The organism is Gimesia chilikensis, from assembly GCF_007744075.1.
In the GTDB taxonomy this organism is placed as follows: domain Bacteria; phylum Planctomycetota; class Planctomycetia; order Planctomycetales; family Planctomycetaceae; genus Gimesia; species Gimesia chilikensis_A.
On record NZ_CP036266.1, the window covers coordinates 6,457,042 to 6,481,055 of the forward strand.

Annotated in this window: 18 protein-coding genes; 4 read left to right on the top strand and 14 right to left on the bottom strand. The window is 52.7% G+C overall.

The window, feature by feature from the left end; translation table 11 throughout:
* Positions 1 to 245: 245 nt before the first annotated feature.
* The gene (locus tag HG66A1_RS24260) at positions 246 to 2,027 is read right to left on the bottom strand and encodes an arylsulfatase (RefSeq protein ID WP_145190238.1); all 1,782 of its coding nucleotides are present in this window, start codon (positions 2,025 to 2,027) and stop codon (positions 246 to 248) included.
* A gap of 205 nt (positions 2,028 to 2,232) precedes the next feature.
* On the opposite strand from HG66A1_RS24260, the gene HG66A1_RS24265 reads away from it, so the two are divergent.
* On the top strand, positions 2,233 to 3,777 hold the full coding sequence (locus HG66A1_RS24265) for a sulfatase (RefSeq protein ID WP_232106663.1): 1,545 nt from the start codon (positions 2,233 to 2,235) through the stop codon (positions 3,775 to 3,777).
* A gap of 23 nt (positions 3,778 to 3,800) precedes the next feature.
* On the opposite strand, the gene HG66A1_RS24270 is transcribed toward HG66A1_RS24265, so the two are convergent.
* Genes HG66A1_RS24270 through HG66A1_RS24280 form a run of 3 tightly spaced genes read right to left on the bottom strand, consistent with a single transcriptional unit; the run spans position 3,801 to position 6,269 of the window.
* Positions 3,801 to 4,025, bottom strand: a complete 225-nt coding sequence (locus HG66A1_RS24270; protein WP_145190241.1) for a DUF5989 family protein — start codon at positions 4,023 to 4,025, stop codon at positions 3,801 to 3,803.
* Between the two features lie 26 nt (positions 4,026 to 4,051).
* A complete protein-coding gene (locus tag HG66A1_RS24275; RefSeq protein ID WP_145190245.1) occupies positions 4,052 to 4,483 on the bottom strand; it encodes an SxtJ family membrane protein in 432 nt (143 codons plus the stop codon).
* Between the two features lie 13 nt (positions 4,484 to 4,496).
* Positions 4,497 to 6,269 carry a carbamoyltransferase gene (locus HG66A1_RS24280; protein WP_145190247.1) on the bottom strand — a complete coding sequence of 591 codons (1,773 nt, stop codon included), beginning with the start codon at positions 6,267 to 6,269 and terminating at the stop codon, positions 4,497 to 4,499.
* A 251-nt stretch (positions 6,270 to 6,520) separates the two neighbouring features.
* On the opposite strand from HG66A1_RS24280, the gene HG66A1_RS24285 reads away from it, so the two are divergent.
* Positions 6,521 to 7,387: an alpha/beta hydrolase gene (locus HG66A1_RS24285; protein ID WP_145190249.1), complete on the top strand. Its 867-nt coding sequence runs from the start codon at positions 6,521 to 6,523 to the stop codon at positions 7,385 to 7,387.
* Between the two features lies 1 nt (position 7,388).
* Here the strand turns inward: HG66A1_RS24285 and HG66A1_RS24290 are convergent, their stop codons facing one another.
* From HG66A1_RS24290 to HG66A1_RS24325, 8 genes are all read right to left on the bottom strand, one after another.
* Positions 7,389 to 9,788: a heavy metal translocating P-type ATPase gene (locus HG66A1_RS24290; RefSeq protein ID WP_145190252.1), complete on the bottom strand. Its 2,400-nt coding sequence runs from the start codon at positions 9,786 to 9,788 to the stop codon at positions 7,389 to 7,391.
* Positions 9,789 to 9,817: 29 nt separating this feature from the next.
* Complete coding sequence (locus HG66A1_RS24295; RefSeq protein ID WP_145190255.1) at positions 9,818 to 10,090, bottom strand: 2TM domain-containing protein; 273 nt, start codon at positions 10,088 to 10,090, stop codon at positions 9,818 to 9,820.
* Between the two features lie 258 nt (positions 10,091 to 10,348).
* A complete protein-coding gene (locus tag HG66A1_RS24300; protein ID WP_232106665.1) occupies positions 10,349 to 12,271 on the bottom strand; it encodes a thioredoxin-like domain-containing protein in 1,923 nt (640 codons plus the stop codon).
* Between the two features lie 372 nt (positions 12,272 to 12,643).
* Positions 12,644 to 13,984, bottom strand: coding sequence for an ABC transporter permease (locus HG66A1_RS24305; RefSeq protein WP_145190258.1), 1,341 nt, complete (start codon positions 13,982 to 13,984; stop codon positions 12,644 to 12,646).
* Between the two features lie 45 nt (positions 13,985 to 14,029).
* Positions 14,030 to 14,743, bottom strand: coding sequence for an ABC transporter ATP-binding protein (locus HG66A1_RS24310; protein ID WP_145190261.1), 714 nt, complete (start codon positions 14,741 to 14,743; stop codon positions 14,030 to 14,032).
* Positions 14,740 to 16,623 (bottom strand): efflux RND transporter periplasmic adaptor subunit, encoded by a 1,884-nt coding sequence (locus tag HG66A1_RS24315; RefSeq protein ID WP_197993639.1) that lies wholly within the window; start codon positions 16,621 to 16,623, stop codon positions 14,740 to 14,742. The genes HG66A1_RS24310 and HG66A1_RS24315 overlap by 4 nt, the downstream gene beginning before the upstream one ends.
* Complete coding sequence (locus HG66A1_RS24320) at positions 16,580 to 19,357, bottom strand: TolC family protein (protein WP_145190266.1); 2,778 nt, start codon at positions 19,355 to 19,357, stop codon at positions 16,580 to 16,582. The genes HG66A1_RS24315 and HG66A1_RS24320 overlap by 44 nt, the downstream gene beginning before the upstream one ends.
* Before the next feature lie 67 nt (positions 19,358 to 19,424).
* Entirely contained in the window at positions 19,425 to 19,997 is a 573-nt protein-coding gene (locus HG66A1_RS24325; RefSeq protein ID WP_145190269.1) for a MarR family winged helix-turn-helix transcriptional regulator, read from the bottom strand.
* 329 nt (positions 19,998 to 20,326) lie between these two features.
* Here HG66A1_RS24325 and HG66A1_RS24330 point away from each other — a divergent pair, with 329 nt between their 5' ends.
* Complete coding sequence (locus HG66A1_RS24330; protein WP_232106666.1) at positions 20,327 to 21,679, top strand: sulfatase; 1,353 nt, start codon at positions 20,327 to 20,329, stop codon at positions 21,677 to 21,679.
* Positions 21,680 to 21,689: 10 nt separating this feature from the next.
* Here HG66A1_RS24330 and HG66A1_RS24335 read toward each other — a convergent pair whose 3' ends face one another.
* Positions 21,690 to 22,199, bottom strand: a complete 510-nt coding sequence (locus tag HG66A1_RS24335; RefSeq protein WP_145190271.1) for a hypothetical protein — start codon at positions 22,197 to 22,199, stop codon at positions 21,690 to 21,692.
* Between the two features lie 187 nt (positions 22,200 to 22,386).
* Positions 22,387 to 22,791: a hypothetical protein gene (locus HG66A1_RS24340; protein ID WP_145190274.1), complete on the bottom strand. Its 405-nt coding sequence runs from the start codon at positions 22,789 to 22,791 to the stop codon at positions 22,387 to 22,389.
* A 409-nt stretch (positions 22,792 to 23,200) separates the two neighbouring features.
* On the opposite strand from HG66A1_RS24340, the gene HG66A1_RS24345 reads away from it, so the two are divergent.
* Positions 23,201 to 23,947, top strand: a complete 747-nt coding sequence (locus tag HG66A1_RS24345) for a sugar phosphate isomerase/epimerase family protein (RefSeq protein WP_232102037.1) — start codon at positions 23,201 to 23,203, stop codon at positions 23,945 to 23,947.
* Positions 23,948 to 24,014 lie beyond the last annotated feature (67 nt).

Below are 24,014 nucleotides of genomic sequence, written 5' to 3' on the forward strand. Positions count from 1 at the left end.
TCAATTCTCCCGGTTCGCACCAGGTCTGCCCCAGACTTCATACGCTTCTGGCCTGAATCCGCTGGAGATTTCAGCCGTTTATTGTAATTCGATTCACTCTGGAGCAGTGCATCTATAATTTAAGATTCCTTATTTATAGTAAATGGTATCCTGACTCAAGACCATTCCAGTTGAGCAATCTTTTACAGTTTCCGCGAGAATCCAGGTGCCTGTACTGACGCTTCTGAAAGAGTATTCTGAGGCAGTTACTGTGCGGGATTTCCTGTCGATTTCTGGATGAGATAGACCATCATAGGACCGCGTTCGACATCGCCCTCGACGATTTTGACATCGACCGTCTGATCCCCTTTGTGCAGGGTGACATTTTTGAAAACATGTTCGGACTGGTCTGCGGGGACGACCGAATGAAAGAGGTCATTTCCGACCTTCATCGTTAACTCGGCCTGCATGGGTGGCTGCGACTTTGAGAACTGTACCTTGAGGTCATAGGTGCCATCTTCTTCCACTGTAATCAGCCAGACCCCGCGGGCGTCGCGCGTCCAGCCTTTTCCCTTGGGGCCGTTGTAGCGCCAGTCCTGACGTGTCAGAACCGTTGTCGTTTCTTTGGGATTCCCGACATGAATGCGCGGCGGAGCGTAATTATCGGGCCGGGTATGACTCACATCGGCAAACCACTGGTCATACTGTTTTGTCAGCCGTTTGGCGACCGCGGGTTTCGTCTGTGCCAGATCTTGACGCTCACCCGGATCGTCGCTCAGCTGAAACAGTTTGCCGGGCACATCCGGTTTGGAAAAAGTCATCTTGTAATTCTGTGTCACGACTGCGGCATTCGTCCGCGGCGTCGGTTCATCACCTCGATGCCACTGCAGGAACAACGCCCGCTCAGGCCAGTTTTCCGCTTCATTTTTGAGCAGCGGCAGAATGTTTTTTCCGTCCAGTTTCAATGCTTCCGGTTTGGAAACGCCAGTTGCTGCCAGGATCGTGGGGAAGATATCGTAGTGGGCTGCAATCCGACCATTGACGGTTCCCGGCGTGAGTTGAGCGGGCCAGTGTGCCAGCAGCGGAGAACGTATGCCCCCTTCATTGACACTTCCTTTCGCCCCCTGGTGCGGACCGACATACCGTGGACCATTGGGACCGTTATCGTTGAGGAACAACACCAGTGTATTGTCATAGGCGCCGATCTCCTTCAAACGGGCAAACAGGCGTCCGATATTCTGATCGATATTTTCGATCATCGAGAATACGCGTGACGTTTTATCGAACAGCTTTTCATTTTTCCGTTTGGGATTCAGGGTATAACCGTACGCGTCTTTGAGATCCATCGCTTTGTACTTCTCTCGCAGCCCTTCGGGAACGTCATCGAAAGGGCCGTGGGGCGCGTTCGTAGCCAGATAGATAAAAGTGGGCCTGTTATCCGCCTCGTTCTGCTCGATGAATTTCATGGCATGGTCGAAATAGATATCGGTGCAATAACCTTTCATCTGTTTTTTTTCGCCGTTATGAAACAAAACCGGATCGGTGTATTTGCCTGCTCCTTCAGGTGGATCGCTGGGCTGACCAATGCCGCCGCCACGATGGACGAGCACTTCCTGGAAGCCCTGGTCCTGGGGCCGCATGGGATAGCTGTCTCCCAGATGCCATTTACCGAAAATTCCGGTTCGGTAGCCTGCGGGTTTCAACACCTCGGCGATGGTGACCTCTTCCGGCTCCAGCATGGCTCGTCCAATGTAAGTATCGATAGCACGGGTGCGATAGTTATAGCGGCCCGTCATCAGGTTGGCCCGAGTCGGCGTACAGACGGGACTCACATAAAAACGGCTCATCCGCGCGCCGCCGGCTGCCATCTTATCGAGGTTAGGGGTATTGAGAATTTTATTTCCCAGAAATCCATAGTCCCAGCCCCCCTGATCATCGGTCATGATCAGAATCACATTGGTATGCTGAGCGGCAGACAGAGCAGCAGGGGAACCGAGGCAGAGTACCAGCAGCAGTCCTGCCAGACTGCGGTTGTAGAAAGTTCTCATGTTGTCAAATCCAGGGGCGAGGATAAAAAAAGGGGTGCAGAATCCGGACGCAGACCCCCTGAATTCGAGATACGGAATATCCCCGGGCAGAGGCGCCTGATATAATCTCAAGTCTATGCTTTTGGTCTACCCACTGCAAACAGTTTATGGGAATCCGCCTTAGATCAGGAGAGATCCGAAACCCCTTAACACCGCGAGAATGAACATGCACCAGCCGCGCTCTTACTGTCTGATGTTCTGCTGCGTCCTCAGTTGTCTGACGGTCCTGCCCCAGTTGCAGGGTGCCGAAGAACAACCCAACATCCTGTATATCATGTCCGACGATCATGCCGCCCATGCGATTGGCGCTTATGGCAGTCGACTGGCTGAGTTGAATCCCACGCCGACTCTGGACCGGATTGCGCAGGAAGGAATCCTGCTCAAAAATGTTTTCTGTACTAATTCAATCTGTACGCCCAGTCGGGCTACGATCATGACCGGTCAATATTCGCATGTGAATGGCGTCACGACGCTGAACGGTGCAATCCCACCAGAAAAGCAGCATCTGGCACGGCTCATGAAGCAGGCAGGATACGAAACGGCGATGGTCGGCAAATGGCATTTAAAGAAAGAGCCCGCGGCCTTTGATTTTTATACGGTACTGCCCGGACAGGGAAATTATTTCAATCCCCTGTTTCGTGTCCGCGGTCCTCAGCCCTGGCCGAAAAACGAATTTCGAGTGGCCGGATATGACTCGAAACATTCGTCGGATGCAATCACGGATATCTCGCTGAAATGGCTCAAAAACCGCGAACAGAAACAGAAGCCATTCTTTCTGATGCATCACTTCAAAGCCCCTCACGATAATTTTGAGAATGCAGAGCGTTATGACTGGCTGTACCAGGATGCCACGATCCCTGAACCGGCTTCCCTCTGGCAACGCGGCCAGCATGGCCCGTTAAACAAACCCCTTTATGGGACTTCCGTCGGCCCTCGCAATGAACGGCGGAATATGGGACATCACATGTTTGTGGATCCAAGCCTCTCAGAGGAAAAATACACACGTGAAGCCTACCAGCGTTATCTGAAAAAGTTTCTCCGTTGTGTCCGGGGAGTCGATGACAATATCAAGCGACTGCTCGATCACCTGGAACAGACGGGGGAGTTGGATAATACGATCATTGTTTACACGGCTGATCAGGGTTTCATGCTGGGCGAGCACGACTATATTGACAAGCGGTGGATGTATGAAGAGTCGCTGCGCATGCCGTTCATTGTCCGCTACCCGAAATGGATCAAAGCGGGATCGACCAGCGATGCGATCATCAATAACGTCGATTTTGCTCCCACACTGCTGGCGATGGCGAATGTGGAAAAACCGGATTTCATGCAGGGACGTTCCTTTCTGCGGATTCTCAAAGGTGAGCAGCCTCCCGCCGACTGGAAGCAGGCCTCTTACTATCGTTACTGGATGCACATGGCTCACCATGATAACCCGGCCCATTACGGAATTCGCACGCAGGACTTTAAGTTGATTTTCTTTTATGGATTACCGCTGGATGCCCCCGGTTCTGTGAAGCAGCCCACCGAAGCATACTGGGAACTCTACGATCTGCGAAACGACCCTCATGAAATGCAAAATGTGATCGCGGATCCTCAATATCAGTCAACGGTCAAACAGCTGAAACTACAGCTCGATCAGTTAAAAACTGAGGTGGGTGATACGGATGAAAACTATCCCGAGCTGAAAGCACGCCGCGATGCATCCTGAACGCTGACACACACCCTCTCGATTTAAATCGGATAGATGAACGGTGCCAGTCCGCTGCCGCTGATGAAGACCAGCAGTCCAATCAACAGCAGCGCGATGATGATCGGCGCGAGCCACCACTTTTTGTTGTGACAGAGAAAGTCCCAGAACTCGACGACAATCCCGGGCGCGGGCTGTTCGGACTGCGTTTGAAATTCCGCCTGCGTTTTCTCATCGGCTGCGGGTTCTGTTGAGTCTGAATCTGTCATCTGCTGACCTGAGTATTTGAGCGCGATTAAAACTGCCGAAAATAATCTTCGGGGGAACGTGTTTCTGTTTTGGGTTTCCAGTACGTGCTGGTTTCGGAATCGAAGCGTTTCTCGATGAGCTTTCGACCTGACAGTCTGATAATTAACCCCACGGGTGTGATCACGAGATAATATACCACAGCAATTAACAGGCAGGAAACCAGCCAGCGGAGTGGATAAAACAGGAGCATCCACAAAAGATACACGGGCCGCATCGAGTTCGGTGTCAGCCAGGCGACAGATAGCACAACCAGTGCAACGCCGAACAATGTACTCGAGAGAAGCCCTGGTGCCCCAGGCTGTAAGCAAAATGCGCCTCCCAGCATAAACAGACAGGCCAGCGCAACTGCAAACATACGCAGTTCGCGCCTGTGGGGATTCCAGTTGATTTCGATGAGCGTCATACGGTGTTTATTCATCCGATCATTATCTTCAGTCAATTGTCACGCCCACTGGCTGTTTCCGGGCTGCCTGCATCTGCTCTGCTGACTGTTCCGATTTCATCACCACAAAATGTTCGAGAACCAGCACGTCCAGGCCGGTCGACATAAAGCAGTGCCACGCGTCCTGGGGAGTGCACACGGGAGGTTCACCGCGTACGTTGAAACTGGTGTTGATCAGTAAGGGGACCCCGGTCAGTTTTTCAAACTCAGAGATCAACTGATAGAAGAGACCATGCCGCTCGGCATCAATGGTCTGCAGGCGAGACGAACCATCGACGTGAGTGACGGCGGGGATATTGACTTGTGGCTGGACCTGCGCCAGTTGCAGCATATACGGGCTCTCGCATCGCTCGGGAAAATCGAAGTAGTCGGTAACACGCTCTCGTAAGACTGCAGGAGCAAAGGGACGGAACGATTCGCGATATTTGATTTTTTGGTTCAACATCGACTGCATCTGCGCACTGCGTGGATCGGCGACAATGCTGCGTCCGCCCAGTGCCCGGGGACCGAATTCCATCCGCCCCTGGAACCAGCCGACGACTTTTTCTTCCGCCAGTAATCTGGCGACTTCACTACAAAGCTGCTGGTCGTCAGAGAGACAATGGTAAGTAATCTGCTGCTGATCCAGAAACTGTTGAATCGCTGCATCACCAAAGCGCGGCCCCAGGAAACTGCCGCGCTGCTGGTCCGTTGTGTGGGTTATTCGCGGCTGATTCAAGAGCTGGTGCCAGATCAATTGAGCCACTCCAAGTGCGCCTCCCGCATCGCCGGCCGCTGGTTGAATCCAGACTTCATCAAACGGCCCTTCCCGCAGGATCCTGCCATTCGCCACACAGTTCAATGCAACCCCACCAGCCATACAGAGCCGCGTCTGCTGCGTCTCCATATGCACGTGTTGAACCATCCTGAGCAGGATTTCTTCGAGTACAACCTGAATCGAAGCCGCCAGATCTTTGTGTTGTTGTGTAATCTCCGTTTCCGGTTGACGGGGAGGACCACCAACCAGTCTGTGAAACCGGGTGGAGGTCATTGTCAGGCCATGACAGAAGTTGAAGTAAGAGAGATCCAGGCGGATCGAGCCGTCGGCTTTGATGTCGACCAGTTTCTCCCGGATCAGATCAGCGAATCGCGGCTCTCCGTATGGAGCGAGCCCCATCAGCTTATATTCCCCTGAATTGACGCGAAAGCCACAGTAATAAGTGAATGCAGAATACAGTAAGCCAGGGGAGTGCGGATAATGCAGCTCGCTCTGTATCTTGATTCGATTTCCTTGACCGACTCCATAAGCGGCGGTAGCCCACTCTCCCACACCGTCGACTGTCAGGATCGCTGCTTCTTCAAAAGGAGAAGGGAAAAACGCACTGGCGGTGTGAGATTCGTGATGCTCACAGAAGACGATGCGTTTCTGATATTTGCCCTGCAGTTCCCGTTTGATGATGCGGGGTAGATGTAATTTGGTCTGCAGCCAGTTGGGAATCGTATTCAGAAACGCGCGAAAACCAAAAGGAGCGAAAGCCAGCGTGGTTTCGAGCAGCCGCTCAAATTTCAGAAACGGTTTTTCATAGAAGCCTGCATAGTCAATTTCGTCTGCGGAAAGACCGGCTTCGCGTAGGCAATATTCGATCGCCAGTGAGGGAAAAGAAGCGTCCTGCTTAACGCGAGTAAAGCGCTCTTCCTGGGCCGCGGCGATAATTTCACCATCGACAATCAGCGCTGCTGCCGAGTCGTGGTAGAATGCCGATATACCCAGAATAGCGGTCATAAAATACTGCCTGATTGGAGCCAGAACACACAGTCCCTGCGAAGAAAATAGTAAGCTCCAGTATTACATACCTCAAACGAGCTGCAAGACTGAATGCTCTGATCGGAGGGGAATTGAAGATGGAATGGCTCAACAACACGGATGAGACTAGCTCTACCAGCCTGTCATCAGGGCTGCACGTAATCTATAATTTAACCTCGACAGACATCCCCCAGCTTCTCACTGAGACAACAATCATTTGAGGTTTCGATATGCAACACTTGCGATTTTCTCTCCCTCTGCTGCTTCTACTCCTGGTTATCTGTGGCCCCCCCCCTGCACCAGCGCAGGAGAGCGAGCCGAAATATAAAACGATTGCTGATATTTCTTATCGGACTGAGGCAGACACCGCGCAGGATGAATACATGCGTGAACGCTGCAAACTTGACCTGTACTATCCCACGACGATCAAAAACTTTCCCACGGTCGTCTGGTTTCATGGGGGCGGTTTGAAAGGGGGCGGAAAGCAGATTCCCAAAGCGCTGCGGGATCAGGGTATTGCCGTTGTGGGTGTCAACTATCGATTATTCCCCAAAGCGAAGAAGCCGGCGTACCTGGAAGATGCGGCCGCAGCGGTTGCCTGGACCTTTGAGAACATCAAGAACTGTGGTGGTGATCCCAACCTGATTTTCGTGGCCGGACATTCTGCGGGCGGCTATCTGACCAGTATGCTCGGCCTCGATCGACGCTGGCTGGCGGCACATGAGATTGATGCCAATCAAATCGCAGGACTGATCCCTTACAGCGGACACTGCATCACCCATATGACAGTCCGGGAAGAAATGGGCATCGGCCGCGACCAGCCTGTCATTGATGACATGGCTCCTCTGTACCATGCCCGCAAAGATGCACCGCCGATCCTGTTGATCACAGGAGACCGGGAACTGGAATTTCCGACGCGCTATGAAGAAAACGCTTACCTCAACAGTCTGATGAAGGTCGTCGGCCACAAAGAGACGCAGCTGTTTGAACTGGATGGATTCACACATGGTACGATGGTGGACCCCGGGCATCTGCTGGCGTTGAAAGAGATCAGGCGAATCGTCAAGGCGCGCAAACAGGATGCAGCACAGAAATAAATCAGCGCCGGGCACGCAGTCGGAGTGCGTTACTGATCACGGAGATCGAACTGAAGCTCATCGCGGCAGCCGCAATCATCGGACTGAGCAGTGCATGGATGCCGAAGAAGGGAACCAGGATCCCTGCGGCAATCGGAATACCGAGCGCATTGTAGCCGAAGGCGAAGACCAGGTTCTGATGGATGTTCCGCATCACGAGCCGACTCAGGTCGATGGCATCAACGACGCCTCTTAGATCTCCTTTCACCAGGGTGACCTCGGCACTTTCGATGGCGACATCGGTACCGGTTCCCATCGCGATCCCCACATCGGCTTCCGCGAGCGCCGGTGCATCGTTGATGCCGTCCCCGGCCATCGCCACTTTGTGACCTTTTTTGCGCAGGGCTTTGATCTTTTCATACTTATCCTGCGGTTTGACGCCAGCTTCGACATCATCGATATTCAATTGTCGGGCGACTGCCCGGGCGGTCTTTTCGTTGTCACCGGTGACCATCACAATTGAGAGCCCGAGTTCATGCAGCTTGCGAATCGCCGGTTCGGTGGTTTCCTTTATCGGGTCTGAGACCGAAAGAAAGCCAGCAAAAGTACCATCAATGGCAACAAAGATAACCCCCTGCCCCTGCTCACGGAGCTCGTTCGCCTGCGACATCAACGCGTCATCAATGCTAATGGAATTGTCTTCCAGCATCGCGGCACTACCGATCAACACCAGCTTCCCCTGGACGTTGCCTTTCACGCCGGCTCCCGTTACGGAATCGAAATCCTGAACTTCATCGAGTTGAATCTCCCGCTCTTTCGCAGCCTGCACGACTGCCTGCGAAAGAGGATGTTCGCTATGCTGTTCCACGGCGGCGGACCACTTTAACAGCTCGTCTTCGTTCAGGTCTCCCGCAGGCACACATTGAGTCAAGCGGGGCTGGCCTTCGGTCAGTGTCCCTGTCTTATCGACCACGATGGTATCGACCTTCTGAAGTGTCTCCAGGACTTCTGCGTTTTTGATCAGAATCCCCTGCTTCGCCCCACGGCCGACGCCTACCATGATCGACATTGGAGTTGCCAGCCCCAGTGCACACGGACAGGCGATGATCAACACAGCCACGGCGTTGATGAGCGCATACGCCAGCCTGGGTTCAGGTCCCAGCCAGCTCCAGAGCAGAAAGGTAATTACGGCAGTGCCCAGCACCACCGGTACGAAGACCGCAGCGACGGAATCGACCACGCGTTGAATGGGAGCACGACTGCGCTGCGCAGTGGAGACCATCTGAATGATCTGTGAGAGCAGAGTCTCCCCGCCCACTTTTTCGGCTTTCATCAGAAAGGATCCAGTCTGGTTCACCGTTCCCCCGATGACATCGGCCCCCTGCTCCTTGGAGACGGGAACCGGTTCGCCGGTAATCATTGATTCATCGATCAGGCTCTTGCCTTCTTCGACGATGCCATCCACGGGCACCTTTTCGCCGGGACGCACGCGCAGCAGATTTCCCGCTTCGACTTCTTCCAGGGGAATATCGCGTTCTGCTCCATCGACGACCAGATGCGCGGTAGGAGGCGCGAGAGCCAGCAGTTCCCGGATCGCGGAATTTGTGCGTTTCCGCGCCCGCAGTTCCAGCATCTGCCCCAGCAGTACGAGTACCGTAATCACTACGGTCGCTTCGAAGTATAATTCGACCGAGCCATGTTGTCGAAACGACTCGGGAAAGATCCCCGGCGCCAGTAACGCGATCACACTGTAAATGTAAGCAGTGCCCGTTCCGATGCCGATGAGCGTGAACATATTCAGGTTCATGCTCACAATCGATTTATAAGCCCGCTTATAGAGAGGCCAGCCGGCCCAGAACACGACCGGTGTACTGAGCAGAAACTGGATCCAGCCTGAGGTTTTCGCGGATATCCAATCATGAACGGGAACGCCCAGCATGGGGAGCATGGCCAGCAGAAAGACGGGAAGCCCCAGGATCAGACCGCCCCAGAAGCGGCGGGACATCAGCTCGTATTCGGCGACCTCCTCAGCTGAGTCTTCCTGTTGCGGCATGATCGGTTCTAGATCCATGCCACAGATGGGGCAACTGCCTGGCCCTTCCTGTTCAATCTCCGGATGCATGGGACAGGAATAGATCGTACCGGCGGGAACCTCTGCAGGAGCTTTCTGATGCTGCCCGTGATGCTGATGTCCGCCGTCGCCGTGTTCTTCGTGATGACAACAGCCCGATTTCTGTTCAGATTCAGGCTGCTGTTCATGGTGGCACTCCTCTTTTGCGGGAGCATCTTCATGTTGGTGTTGCGCCAGAAATTTGTCACGGCAGCCCTGGCTGCAGAAGTACCAGGTCTTGTCGTCCACGGTCGCGTTGAGAGCGGTCGATTCGTCGACCTGCATGTGACAAATCGGATCTGTGGCCGTCATTTAATACCTGCTTTCTGTGACTGCTTACCTCATTGTTTGAGTCGGGCCTGTTCCTTCTGAATCATCTTCTCTTTTAGACTCGTTGAGCCGCCTGGTCCGAACACCTTGAAGGCATGAAATACCAGACCGATCCCCCAGCCTCCCAGAGGCCAGATAAACCAGTAGTTGTCGGGAGAGCGAGTCAGGTTCAAAGTAATCAGACCAGCATTCACGAGGACGTAGACTCCGGCGTGAATCGCGAACCCCATTTTCTTCTCAACCCGTTCTTTCGCCAGTTGGTAATTTTCATCTTGTTCAGACATGATTCTTCTCCTGTCAGTCTCTGAATTTATACCGCAGTCTGTCGTAAAAAAACAGCTCGAAACAGGGGCGGTAGCCCTGCACCTGTTTTGAAATGCAAGTCCCATGCCAACCCGAAGCTGTCCCGATTCCGTTGATTCAAAAGCCTTACTCGAACAGGGTTTTTCAAATACCACCTACCCTCAATAAAAAACGGTTGCTGATCCGCCAGAATGCAGGCTCAGCAACCGTTATCAGTCGTCATTTAAAATTGCAGATCTTTAATCCTGGGACAGGTCCAGTGAAAGACTGATCTGACTGTTTTTACCAGCCTGCTGTATCTGCAGCGGAAGCTTCCACTGCGTCGAATGCTGTTTGCATAAGCCCCCTACGCCATCGCGACAGTAGCCGAAGCGCAGATTCAATAGATAAGTTCCAGAGGCAGCATCCAGAGCCGGAAGTTCCAGAGTCAGTTGATCTCCTTTGACCGTCCCCTTCCCTGTAGCGATTGTTTTTCCGGAAGCATCTGCGGATTTCAAGGAAAACTTAATAGGTGCCAATGGCGAAAGCTTATAGTCTGTGGGGAGTTTGGGAGTGACAGTCACCTTGATGGGCTTTCCTGCCGCAACGGTTTGTGCAGAGGCGTTCAGCGCAGCTGCCGATGTCGCCGCAAAGCTGTCTCCAGAAGTCTTTGGTAATTCCGGAGGCGTCAGTCCCTGCACTTTGAATTCACTGACCTGATCATTATCAAGATTGACAACACAGATCCGGTGATTGTTAGTATCTGCAACAAACAGACGGTTTCCGACTTTGGCCAGGCCTGACGGTTCAGAAAATTCGGCAGGCTTCAGACTCTTGCCATCTTTGCCGGTTCCCAGAAACGTTTTGACTTCGTTCGTTTTAAGATCGATGGTCTTCAATTTGTGATTGTAAGTATCTGCGATAAACAAGCGACCGTTATCGAACAGAACCCCCAGGGGATGCTGCAGACGGGCCTTATCGCCGATACCATCCTTGTCTCCGAACTCAAACAGAGAACGACCACGTTCCAGATCGGAAGTTCCGGCGATGGTACTGACGGTCCCCTGCTTTGTGTCCACTTTGCGTACTGCAGAGCCTTCACTGTCGACGACATAGAAGATGTCTCCATCAACGGCGATGCCTGATGTCTGTGCAAAAGCGGAAGTATCAAGGGGGCCGTTGGTGATATCTTCTCGACCGGAGCCGGCGTAGACGCCGATTTCATCTGAGCCGAGTTTGTGCGACCAGATCTGATGTGGGCCCGCCATACAGATATAGAGCGTGCCATCAATCTCAGCCAGTGCCCAGGGACTGTTGAGCGCTGTCGTTCGCAGTTTACCACCAGGCTTACGGGTACGGGCCTGTTCCCCTGTGCCCGCCAGAGTCGATACCTGTTTCTGATCGAGATCAATTTTGCGAATCAGGTGATTTTCGGTATCGGCGACATAGAGAGTATTGCCGACCAGGGCCATGCCCTGGGGATGATCAAAAGCCGCGGTTTTATAATCACCGTCTTTATTGCCGATCTGACCGGAGCCGATCACATCCAGCAATTTCCCATCGAGAGAAGAGACAACAATGCGGTTGTGATTACTGTCTGAGATAAAGAGTCTGTTGTGCGCTTCGTCAGCCAGCAGTTTGCCTGGAAATTTGAGAGGCGTTGGTTTCAGCTTGGTCGATTCCAGTTCGAAGTGCACGGGAGTTTCATCGAGCGTTCCCTTGGCACGGTGGTAAGCTATGACCTGTTCCAGAACTTTGTCGAGCAGTTCGCGATTGCCTTCTCCTGAAATATGTCCGCAGTAATTACCTTCCGGATCGATGAGCACCATCGACGGCCAGGCACGTACGCCGTACTTGCGCCAGACGGTCATGTTGGAATCATTGATCACGGGATGCTTGATTTCATAACGCTGGATGGCCCGGCGGATGTTATCGGTCTCTTTTTCGTTATCGAATTTTGCAGAATGACAGCCGATAACGACCAGTTCGTTCGGATATTTCTTTTCCAGGTAAGCCAGATCAGGTAGCACGTGCATGCAGTTGATGCAGCAGTAGGTCCAGAAGTCGATGAGAACGACTTTTCCTCGCAGATCTTTGAGGGTTATCTCACCAGCAGAATTCAACCATTCCGTACCTCCGTCCAGGCTGGGTGCCGGCGGACGATTCGGGAACGGATTTTTCATTAACGGCCCGGACTCTGTATCTGTTTTTTCTTCTGTCTGTTTTTTGGCTGGTGCGGGCGACTTCTCATCTGCGTGGACTGTCGACAATCCTGATCCGCAGACAGTCATCCATGCTACAAGAAGTACGGTGAGGAGGTAGAATTGTTTCAGAAAAGCCTGCTTTCCCGGCATGCCTGATTCTCCTGTTTAGGTTGGCGTCTATGAGGTGGGTCTATCAATTCTGATATCAGCTTGCGCGAGGCGCACACTCTTATTGTAGAGACCCAGACAGGGAGGGGAACAGCCCAGCTCACAAATTTCACGGACCAATCCAGATTCGCTTATTGATCATAACCCACTGACACGGATTATGTTGCGACCAGGACGCTCGACTTACTCGTGACGGAGTGCTTCGATCGGATCGAGTTTGGCAGCGGAGATCGCAGGGTAAATTCCGGAGAGAATTCCGATGGTCACCGAGATACCAAAGGCAACCGGCAGACTCCAGAAGGCGATCTGTGGCTGCAGGTCGAAGAACATGCGGCCCACATCCGAACCTGCAGTGCCGCCTTCCATCACGAAGTTCTGCACGAACCACTGGATGCCCAGGAAGGTGACGGGGGTCAGCAGACCAAATGCGACGCCAATGAGACCACCTGATCCTGCAAGTACGATCGTCTCGGTAAGGAACTGTTCGATGATGTCCCGTTGACGGGCCCCCAAGGCGCGGCGGACACCAATTTCACGGGTGCGTTCGGTCACGGTGGCCAGCATGATATTCATAATACCGATGCCGCCCACCACCAGACTGATGGCGGCAATGGACCCGAGCACGACGTTAAAAATCATACGAATCTGTTCTGCCTGTTTGAGCAGTTCCAGCGGCACGACAACCGCGTAATCTTTATTACGGGGATGTGACTGTTCCAGCGTTTCCCGAATCGCCTGCGCGGTGGGGAGTACTGTGTCTTTGTCACTTACACGCAGGGTGATCTGATTCAATTCGATATGCTCGGCCGTCATACTGCCTGCCTGCCGTTTGATATCGAGGTCACCTTCACGCGCCTGCAGGGTTTTGATAGGGATGTAGACGTCTTTGTTATAGTCCTGCCCGGAGAGGCTGCCTCCGATGGCTGCAGAAGCGGTGCGGTCTTTCGTCACTCCCACAACGGTGTAGAACATGGGACCGATGCGAATCGATTGTCCGAGCGGGTTTTCATACTTGAAGAGTTTGTTGGCGACTTCGTTGGCAACCACTGCGACATTGAGCAGTTTATTCTGATCACTGGCAGTCAGAAAACGGCCTGCAGCCAGATCAAGGTGATTCATCCCCATGTACTCAGCGGTACAACCTACGACGCGGGCATTCATGGCTTCTTTGAGGAATCGCACTTCACGATCGACTTCCCGGATGGGAGCCGCGTTGACAATCGTGGGTAGAGTTTCTGTCAGAATTTTGTAATCAGAGCGCAACAGGCCATATTGCAGAACACGGGCGCTGCTGGATGTCTGTGCGACTTCGTCCGGTGGTTTGATACTGCGGACGATGACGTTGGTTGCCCCCAGTTCAAGTACCTGTTTCTGCGCCTGGGCGCTGGCACCTTCTCCAATGGCCAGCATGGCGATCACAGAGAAGACGCCGAACACAATCCCCAGCATGGTCAGGCCGGACCGCAGCTTATGCAGCAGCAGGCTTTTCATAGCAAGTCTGACAATGCGAATGATACGGGTCATGCGAGCGGCCTGAGGTAATTGGAAACGAGGTCGAAGGTAAGGGGTTTAATGCTTGGAGAATGAGGGTTCCTGAATGGTCTCACTCTCAATGAGACCATCCTTCATCATGATCTGCCGTTTGGCCTGTCTGGCGACTGTGGGCTCGTGAGTCACCATAATAATGGTACGTCCCTGGCCATTCAGATTATGGAGAATATCCATAATTTCCTCTTCAGTGGCGGAATCCAGGTTACCCGTGGGTTCGTCAGCGAGAATAATCTGCGGGTCATTCACGAGTGCCCGGGCAATTGAGACACGCTGCTGCTGCCCCCCGGAGAGCTGGAAGGGTCGGTGATCGAGGCGATCTCCCAACCCGACCATGCGAGCGAGTTCAGTGCACCACTCGCGTTCTTCACGTCCTATGGCGGGATAACCGGCCCGGTAGAGCAGGGGGACTTCAATATTTTCCAGCACCGTATACTGAGCAATCAGGTTGAACGACTGGAAGATGAAGCCGATCATGTCGTTACGCATCAGTGAGAGTTCATCGTCGTCCAGAGTGGAGACATCGCGTCCACCCAGGAAGTACTGTCCGCTGGTAGGGCGGTCGAGTGCACCAAGCAGGTTGAGCAGCGTACTTTTACCACTCCCCGAGGATCCCATGATGGCGACGAAGTCACCTTCGGGAAAATCGGTCGAGACTCCTCTCAACGCTTTCACCACCACGGAGCCCAGATCATAAAACTTGGTGAGGTCGACAACTTGAGCAGCCAGCCTCATGATCGCTGATCTCCGCCGGGTCGAGGTCCACCACCTCCGCCACCACCAGAGGGGGGACGCAGCTTGCTGATCTCGCCGGCATCAAGGAAACCATCCTTGTTGGTATCAAGTGAGTCAAAGCGTTCCTTGAGACGATCAGGGGCTTCCTCTTTAGAAACTTTTCCGTCTGAGTCTTTGTCGAAGCGTTGCAGGAAACCACCGCTGGCTGCCCCACCGCCGGCGGGTTTCTTGCCGGCGCCTGGAGATTTTCCAGCAGCAGAACCTTTACCGGCTCCGGCTGCTGCAGCGTCTGTGGCGGCACCTTCTTTCTGTGCTTTCTTCTTATCCATCGCCAGCTTTTCTTCGAGTTCGATCAACTCATCTGCGAAGTGGGTTCGCGGATTGAGAATGACTTCCTCTCCAGCTTCTACACCGTCCTTCACTTCAATCATGGTATCGCTGGCCTGGCCGATCAGAATCTCACGGCGGACAGGTTTGTCACCGGAGGTCAGGACGAAGATGTAACGCTGATCGCCAATCGTGATGACCGACTGGACGGGAACCTGCAGCACGTTATCCCGCTCTTCGATGCGGATTTCGATTTCTGCAGTGAGGCCCGGTTTGAGTTTGGAAATGTCGGCACCATTGGGAACGATTTTAATGGTGGCCTTGTATTCTTTGAGGTCGGGACGCATCCAGTTGGAGGAGATCGGCACGGAAGAGACCTGATCTACAGTGCCTGCATAACGTTGTTCTGGGAAGGCATCGACGCGGATATCGACATCCTGGCCCTCTTCGATCATGCTGATCTTCGATTCGTGAATCCGGGCATCGACTTTCATTTTGGAGAAGTCGGGCAGTTGAATGATTGCCTGACGCTCGCGGACTTCCGTCCCTTCTTCGATGACGTCTTCACCGCTACCGCGGCGGCCACTGTTCTGATTCGCATAAACAACCTGACCGTTCTGAGGAGCGATCATTTTGCAGGCCTCGATCTGTTCGCGAATGCGGTCCAGTTCACTGCGTTCGACTTCATAAGTCAGCTGACTGGCTTTGAGCCGGGCATCGAACTGGGCCAGTGTGGCGATTCCCTGGCGTTTCACACGTTCCAGGTTCAGTTTCTTTTCATCAACATCTGCAATCAGCTCTTTTTCTTTCCGCCGCTGAACATAATCTTTTTCCACTTTGAGATCTTCTTTGGCGATTTCCAGGTCGATCTCGGCTTTAACGACGGTGATGCGGTCGGCTTCGACATCGTTCTGATTTTTATAGCCTTTCTTGGCAATCCGTTTCGAGAACTCAAAGTTCTCCTCGGCCCGCTGCAGATCTTCACGGGCCTTGGTGACAGCACCTTCTTTGACATTCAGATCGCGTTGTGATTCGCCCTTCTGGAACTTCTCCAGATCGAGTTTGGCCAGATCGAGAGCCAGCTGGGCTGCAGAGGCATCACTTTCATTTTGAGTTTTCTGGATAGCGACATTTTCTTCAGCCTGTTTGAGTTCGGCCTCGGCCTGTGTCACCTGGATCTGCTGCTGCTTTTCCTTATCGACCAGCGCGGATGAATCGAGTTCGCAGACCAGTTCGCCAGCTTTGACCATGGTTCCTTCCGGAACAATACTGATGATGGTTGTGAAGCCTTTGACTTTGCTGGACAGGGTCACGTTATTCAGACTGTCGAGCTGACCGCGTTCCGTGACCGACACACGGAATGCGCCGCGTGTCGCCTGGTCAGTAATATATGTGGTGTTCTTTTTCTGTCCGCTGGAGAAGGCAGAGAACAGTGGCGTGCGGACTGCAGGTACCAGAAGTACTACAGCTCCCATGATCAGAATTGCCAGGAGGAAAAGCGTTCCCTTGTTAGGGAGCCTGCGCTGTCGTTTTGTTTTCTGTGGAGAGTGCATTGAGTTCTGCTGCTGGTCGGAAGACGACTGGTTGGATGTCTTCTGTTCCAGTGATTCCTGTTGAGTCTGTTGGTTCTGGGGGGAGTTGGCGGTGCTCATTGGTAGGTCTTATCGTTCCCGCGCGGTGTTGGTAGAAATCATCTTCCCAAATGCCATTGGCATCTATCTCCATAATACCCATATCTCGATAGATGTTAAGTCGGTTTTGTTCATAATTTACCCAGTTACTGATTAAACTGTTTTGTGCATCGAGTACCGATGATAACGCATTTAACAGGTTTAACCCCTGGTTTCGCCCTGCCTGAGCAGGATCGGAAGTAGCTTCCACCGCACTGTCATACTGTAACGCAGCCAGGCGGATCTGGACCCGAGATGTTTCGAAGTTCTGACGCAACACATTCAGCTGTCGCCAGCTGCGTCTGATGTCAAACTTGATGTTATCCTGGGCTTCCATGAAGGTACGACGTTGTCGCTGGTAATTGATTTGAGATTCCCGATAGGCATTTCTCTGCTGTACTAATGACAATGGAGCCGTAAATTCCACCCCCGCCCGCAAACTGGCCTGACTACCGCGGAAGTCCAGAGGCCGGTTTTTACCGAGCGGAGTACTTACGTCTCCATCGACTACAACATTTAACACCGCTTCGAGCTCATTAGACCGCACTTCCATCAATCTTCTGGTATCCATCACGAAAGCACGCTCATTCATCAGGTCGAGACGATTATCCAGACCGATGCGAACCGCTTCGGTGATATCCATGTTAAATGGTTCCAGGGTAATGAGTTCCACACGCAGTCCAATCTCAATCACCTGCAAGCCCTGTGAAATTCTGAGCATGTCTTCCCGCAGGTTGGCCATTTCCAGAATTATTTTCTTTTTCTGGTCATTTGAGAGATTATCTTCGCTCAGAAAGCCCCTCAGACCATCCAGGCGACTCTGCAATTCCTGAATCTCTTTTCGCACGCCTGAGTACAAACGTATATCATTAGCGGAACCCTGGCGGACCCGCTCCCGGTCCTCATCAGTCTCGAACCGACGTTTTCGCAGTGCCAGAATGTCTTCAGGAACACCCTCGGTATTTTGTCCGAGCAGCATGTCAATATTCGCGATATCCTGTTCGAGGGTTTCCAGGGCATCCGTCTGCAGTTTTTTGATCAGTATCTCCAGACCATCGACAACTTTCAGCATGTCTGCTGTTGTGGGAGGAACTAAGTTGGGATCTTCCCAGTCTTCGACATAGACACTCGCCCAGACCTCGACGTAATCGTAAATTTCCTGTTCAATTTCCGGCAGGAGAGGATCGATCAACTGGAAGGGTTTCAGCAGTGATTCGTCGATACTCATCGGCATATCGGGTGGCAGGCCCATGAAGATTTTGAAGCTGCCCAGTGAGTCCTGGTACTGACGTTCGATGGAACGCAGACGATTGACGGATTGTGCCAACCGCGTTTCCAGCTGAGCAACATCCAGCGTGACGACTTCGGTGCGAATTCGTGAGATGAGTTCATTGACGGTTGCCTGGTAAGCATCTGCATCACTGAGTGCCAGCAGCATTTTTTCTTCTTCAGCACTCATCTCTCCTTTCCAGGAAAGCATCCGACTTTCATCATCGTATTCCATCTTCTCAACGAGTGCTGGAGGAATGATCCAGTTCTCGGGTAGTTCTTCCAGGCGTTCCTGTTGCACTTTGGGTTTCTGTGATGAGAGGGCGCGAAGAATTTCCACCTGACGTTCGAGCCGCTTAATGTTCCCGCGTTCGTTATAGATTACCTGCAGCTGTTGCAGCAGTTGCAGGAAGCCATTGCCGCCCCCCACGGTATCGGTAAAGAATATTTTACGGAAGCGAGCCAGGGTACGTGTCTGATAGAGCACGTTTCGTTCATCCTGGGTCAGATTGTTGAGGACCACCTTTCTGCCTGCTCCAAGCAACAGCGGCTGAACGAGCGAGTAAGAAAGCACACTTACGGAAGTGGTCTGATTGGATCCGGAGAACAGCCAGAGTGTGTTATTCGCCAGTTCGACGGCCCACTGGGCACCACTGGGCAGCATCTGATTCACACCAATGCGACTGGAGAGGTCGAGTTCCTGCGTTCCGTTGGACAAACGTCGCCGGTTGAGATCGACCTGCGGATTCTGTCCGCCGACTCCCAGATACTTCACGTCAAACTGGAATCGTCCGAACGTCAGATCGAGAGCAGACAGGAAGAGGTTTTCAATCTGGAACTGATATTCGCGACTGTTAATGTTCGCGATGTCGATGGCTTCCTGCAGCGTGACTTCTTCAAGCGCAGGCAGTTCGGTACCGGGAAGCGAATTCCCGGCCGCTGCCATTTCTGCACTTAACTCGGGAGAGATACCATACTGCACGAGCCAGTCCGGGTTTTCGATACTGAGTGCGCGACCAAATTTGTGCCAGCTTTTGTAACCCTTTTTACACTGTAACCAGTGCATGTAGACATTGGCGGCAGGGTCATCGGGAGGCAGCGGTTCGTGATTGGGATCATAGGGATCATAGAAACGACTGCGCGGATCGGGCTCGACGTCGTAGCGGGGAAGTTCCCAGGCTGGGTCGTCGGCTTTTTCAGCCAGAATTTCATACGAATCCGCATTGGCCTGATCAGCCCAGAACGTGGGTGAGCAGCCGACCTGAATCAGGGACAGACCCGCCAGTAGCGCTACCGCCAGAGCTGACCTGAGTGATTCACATTGGGGATTGAATTTTGCGCGACTCATTTAAGAGCATCCATGACACTGAGTTTATCAAAAGCCGTGGTCCTGACAGGAAAGTTCCTCTTTCCCTTCAGGCGGCAGGAATATCACGTAAGGCATAAGGGGCAGGGGAGTCGGCAACGGTACGTACTGTTTCCCGTTGCGAACGTTGAACCTGGGCTGCTTTGAGTAATGTCTGCAGCATGCCGGTTAATTGACGGCGCTGATCCGGAGTGAGTGCGGCCAGCAGGCGTTGTGAAACGTTGCCGTGGTACTCTTTGACACGCTCCAGAATCAGGTAGCCTGCTTCTGTCACCTGCAGAACCCGTTTTCGACGATCCTGCTGAGACTGTCGGCGTACAACCAGTTGATCACTTTCCATCCGCTCGATCAGTGTGCAGATGTTGGATTCAGACTGACCCAGTTTGCGTGCCAGTTCCGACTGGGAGCAGCCGGATTCCCGAATGGCGTCAATCACCTTCAAGGCAGCATACCGAACTTCGTTAATCTCCAGGTGGGCAAAACTGTTATTCAATGCCGTGCGGATCATGTGAGCGGTGCGAATCAAAAGATCGACCTGTTCGACAAATTCCTGGTGCTGCAGTGATCTCCAGTCTTTCTCGCTTGCAGGAGAGATGGTCGCTGGTTGGTGATCCTGTTCCATATCGAGTCAGCCTCAATTCTGTATATGCGTCTGATGAGTGAGCCTGTAGCTATTTTCCACCGGGAGGCGCGAAGCCCCTTCTTCATATTTCGGACATGAAGTATTAGTATCTGAAGGAGTTATCGGCATAACCCGCAAAGTTTTACATAAGTAATGCCCGATTTCTGGTTGCACTTTCCCTCTCAGGAGTGAACAATCGAGTAAATCCGCCACAACACTTTGCATTCAAAACCCCTTCCGAGAGAGCCAGTTACATGACACGAAGCGCACTCAGTCGTCGAATGAACCTTAACTTTTTATTCCCCCTATTCACCCTGCTTGCCGCATTTATGCAAATCAATGCTGCTCATGCAGAATCAAAGCCGAATGTGGTTGTGATCTATGCGGATGACCTGGGATATGGGGATCTGGCCTGCTTCGGGCACCCCACGATCAAGACTCCCCATCTGGATCAGATGGCGGAGGAGGGAATGAAATTCACCCAGTTTTATTCTGCCGCTCCGGTATGTACGCCCAGTCGAGCCGCGTTATTAACGGGGCGCTATCCCATTCGATCTGGGATGTGCAGTGATAAACGCCGAGTGCTGTTTCCCGATTCAGGAGGCGGTATTCCAGCCAGCGAAGTCACACTGGCAGAAGCGATGAAATCAGCCGGCTATCGTACAGCGTGTGTCGGTAAATGGCACCTGGGTCATCTGCCTCAATTCCTGCCGACCAGCAATGGATTTGACAGCTATTTCGGCATCCCCTATTCCAACGATATGGACCGGGTCGCTGACCGTAAGATGGGTCGAAAGATCTTCCTCGATCCGAAGGTCAAATACTGGAACGTCCCCCTGATGCGGGACACGGATATCGTGGAACAACCTGCCGATCAGACCACAATCACCAAACGCTATACCGAAGAGGCGATCAAGTTTATCAAACAGGATCAGAAGCAGCCGTTCTTCCTGTACCTGGCCCACAATATGCCGCATGTGCCGCTGTTCCGCTCTCCGGCATTTGCAGACAAAAGTCTGCGGGGCCTGTATGGTGATGTCATTGAGGAGATTGACTGGAGCGTCGGTCAGGTACTGCAGACACTGCGCGATGAGGGACTGGACCAGAATACGATCGTCTGGTTTTCCAGCGACAACGGTCCGTGGCTCATCTTTGACGCCCAGGGAGGCTCAGCGGGCCTGTTACGTGATGGTAAAGGGAGCACCTGGGAAGGGGGCATGCGTGAGCCGACACTGGCCTGGTGGCCCGGTCATATTCCTGCGGGAACGGTCTCCCAGGAACAGGGGAGCACGATGGACATCTACACGACCTCCATCAAGCTGGCAGGTGGTGCTGTCCCCACAGATCGCGTTGTTGATGGTGTAGACCTCACTCCGGTTCTGACGCAGAGCGGTCCCGGCCCGCGCGATGAAATGGTTTATTATCGCGGCACAAAACTGATGGCGATCCGCAAAGGACCGTGGAAGGCACATTTCATCACCAAACCCGCATACGGCCGGGAACCATTTAAGGAACATGATCCGCCGGTACTATACCACCTGGAGCATGATCCTTCCGAAAAGTACGACGTCGCCAAGGATCATCCCGAGGTTATCAAAGAACTGAAAGCGGCTGCGGAGAAGCATCGCAAAACGGTAAAACCGGTGCCTTCACAGCTGGAAATTCCGCTCACTCAAAAGTGAGCGGCCCGGCTTACCAGTAGCAGATATACCGCGGTCCATCCTGGTCTTCGCCGACCCGGAAATGATGTTCTGCGCTGTGTTCTTCGCTGTGTGGCTGTGATCCCAGACGATCCCAGGCGGCACAGAACAGGGGCAGTTCGCCCGGCTCAAACCCCGCGCGGGGTGGTTCCAGTCGCTGATAGGAATCCTGAATCAGCGCCAGGGCTACATCGACCACATGTTTGTCGTAGTCTGGCTGAAACAGGAGAACTTCCAGCGCCTGCGCAGCCTGACGACAATGTTCCACTTCGGGATCGCGTAGACATTCAGAGGATTTGCGTTCGATAAACCGCAGGAGGCTGTCAAAACCGAACTGGTTCAGCAGCAGTTTCGTGCGGGGTTCACAGATTAATGCCAGTTTGATCTGTTCATGGAGTTCTTCGTCGACCTCACAGGGGATTGCCATCCGGCCGTAATCATCCGGGGCCAGTGATTCAATTGCTCTTACGACATCAGCACTCTGGGGTTTCTCAGTATTCATATGCGGAGTTGTTCACAATCTGGTGTTACCGGGATTCACATTTCCATGCAGCAGTCAGCCTGCGTCAGACAGATTATATCCCAAAACGTCAAACTGGTTCATTCCCAATTTCCCCTGAAATGCAAAAGAGCTGACCGGGTTTGCACTCGATCAGCTCTGATGATTCTGGTTTTCGTTCAGCCTGTTTTTATTTCAGGAAGAAGTCATCCGGTCCTTTGTGGGTGTAGTAAGGATACTGGACGATTCCCAGTGGCTGATTCTGCTGAGGATAGACAGCCGCGGGCGGAACGTACTTATAGGTCTGGTAATGTTTAGGGCGTTTGTTGTAATGGTATGAATTTTTGTGACCGGTTTTCCAGCCGCCATTACCATAGCCGGGAGGGCAGTATCCACCGTGCCGACGATGTCCCATCTGCTGAATTGGAGCCTGCTGGCCGGCGTACTGCTGGTGCATTGCCTGTTGATGCTGCATCATTTGAGCCTGCTGCTGCATCAGGAATTCTCCATCAGCCGACTGCCCCCGAATGACCTGACTATTCGAACATCCCACAAAAAGTGGCAGAATCAGACATGCGGCCATTTTACATAACATGTGAGGCTTCATTGGCATCCTTTCCCCCCTGGTTTCCTGTTTTGAGCGAAACTCAATTTTCACTCAGTCTATGATCAATTTGTTACCTGCTGCGAAAGCTGCTGCCGGCGACCTGAGAGAGAGATACAGGATATGCGCCAGCAAATGACTTACTTCTTTTATCGGCCAGCGTGCACCAAACAATAGTTAAAATCCCCAAGAATTGGAAAACCACTGTAATATTCAAATCTGATCGACCTTGCAGAATCGTCAAAACCGGGATAAATTATCACAGTTCCCTACTCTCTATCAGCCGCTATGGAAGATAGAGAGTCTGGGTCATTTACAAGTTTGAGTTTTCAGGCAAGACCATCGTCATTGACGGAGTGCTCATTTCGCTTTGTTCTTTGCCAACAAGGGAGTGTTCGGCGTGTTTGTAGCTGCATCATCACGTTGTTTTTCAGATGAATCGTTTGAAGTCAGTTGTGAACGACTGACGGATCTGGAATACGATAAAATCGAGATCTGGATGGATGAAGAGAGTGATCACCTGAAACCATCAGAGGTCTCTCGATCGCCAGAGGATTTTTATTCACGTTTCCGGGAAGCGACCCGCTTAACACCGATCGCCTTCTGTCTGGAAAACGACATCGAACCGACGGCCTTTCAGTCATTGTGTAAAGCCGCCAAACTGCTGCGGATCGCACAGATCACGATCCCTGCTTCTCCGCTGGGGACACCTTTCAACTCGGAAATCGATCGTCTGAAAGCGTTGTTAAAGATCGCCAGTCGTGACGGTATCAGACTGTCAATCAAAACCAAAACTGGTCAACTTACAGAAGACCCGCGCACGGCAACAGAACTCTGCCAGTCCGTCAAAGGTCTGGGGCTGACCCTGGACCCGAGCTATTATACCTGCGGTCCCTATAGCAATACATCCTACGATATGGTGTTCCCTTACGTCTGCCATGTGCACCTGCGGGATTCCACCAGCGATCAGGTACAGGTTCCGGTTGGTCTGGGAGAAATTGACTACAGCAGAATGATCAGTATGCTGGAACGTCAAAACTATCATCAGTTCCTGTCAGTAGAACTGCTGCCCTCACTCCTGAATGGCGTGGATCGTGCTCTGGAACTGCGCAAGCTGCGAATGCTGCTCGAATCAGTCGTGATCTGATCGACATCGACTCCACACTTCGAATTGAGTTGAAAGCACAAGAAACAAAAAACGCCGTCTGTTCTCT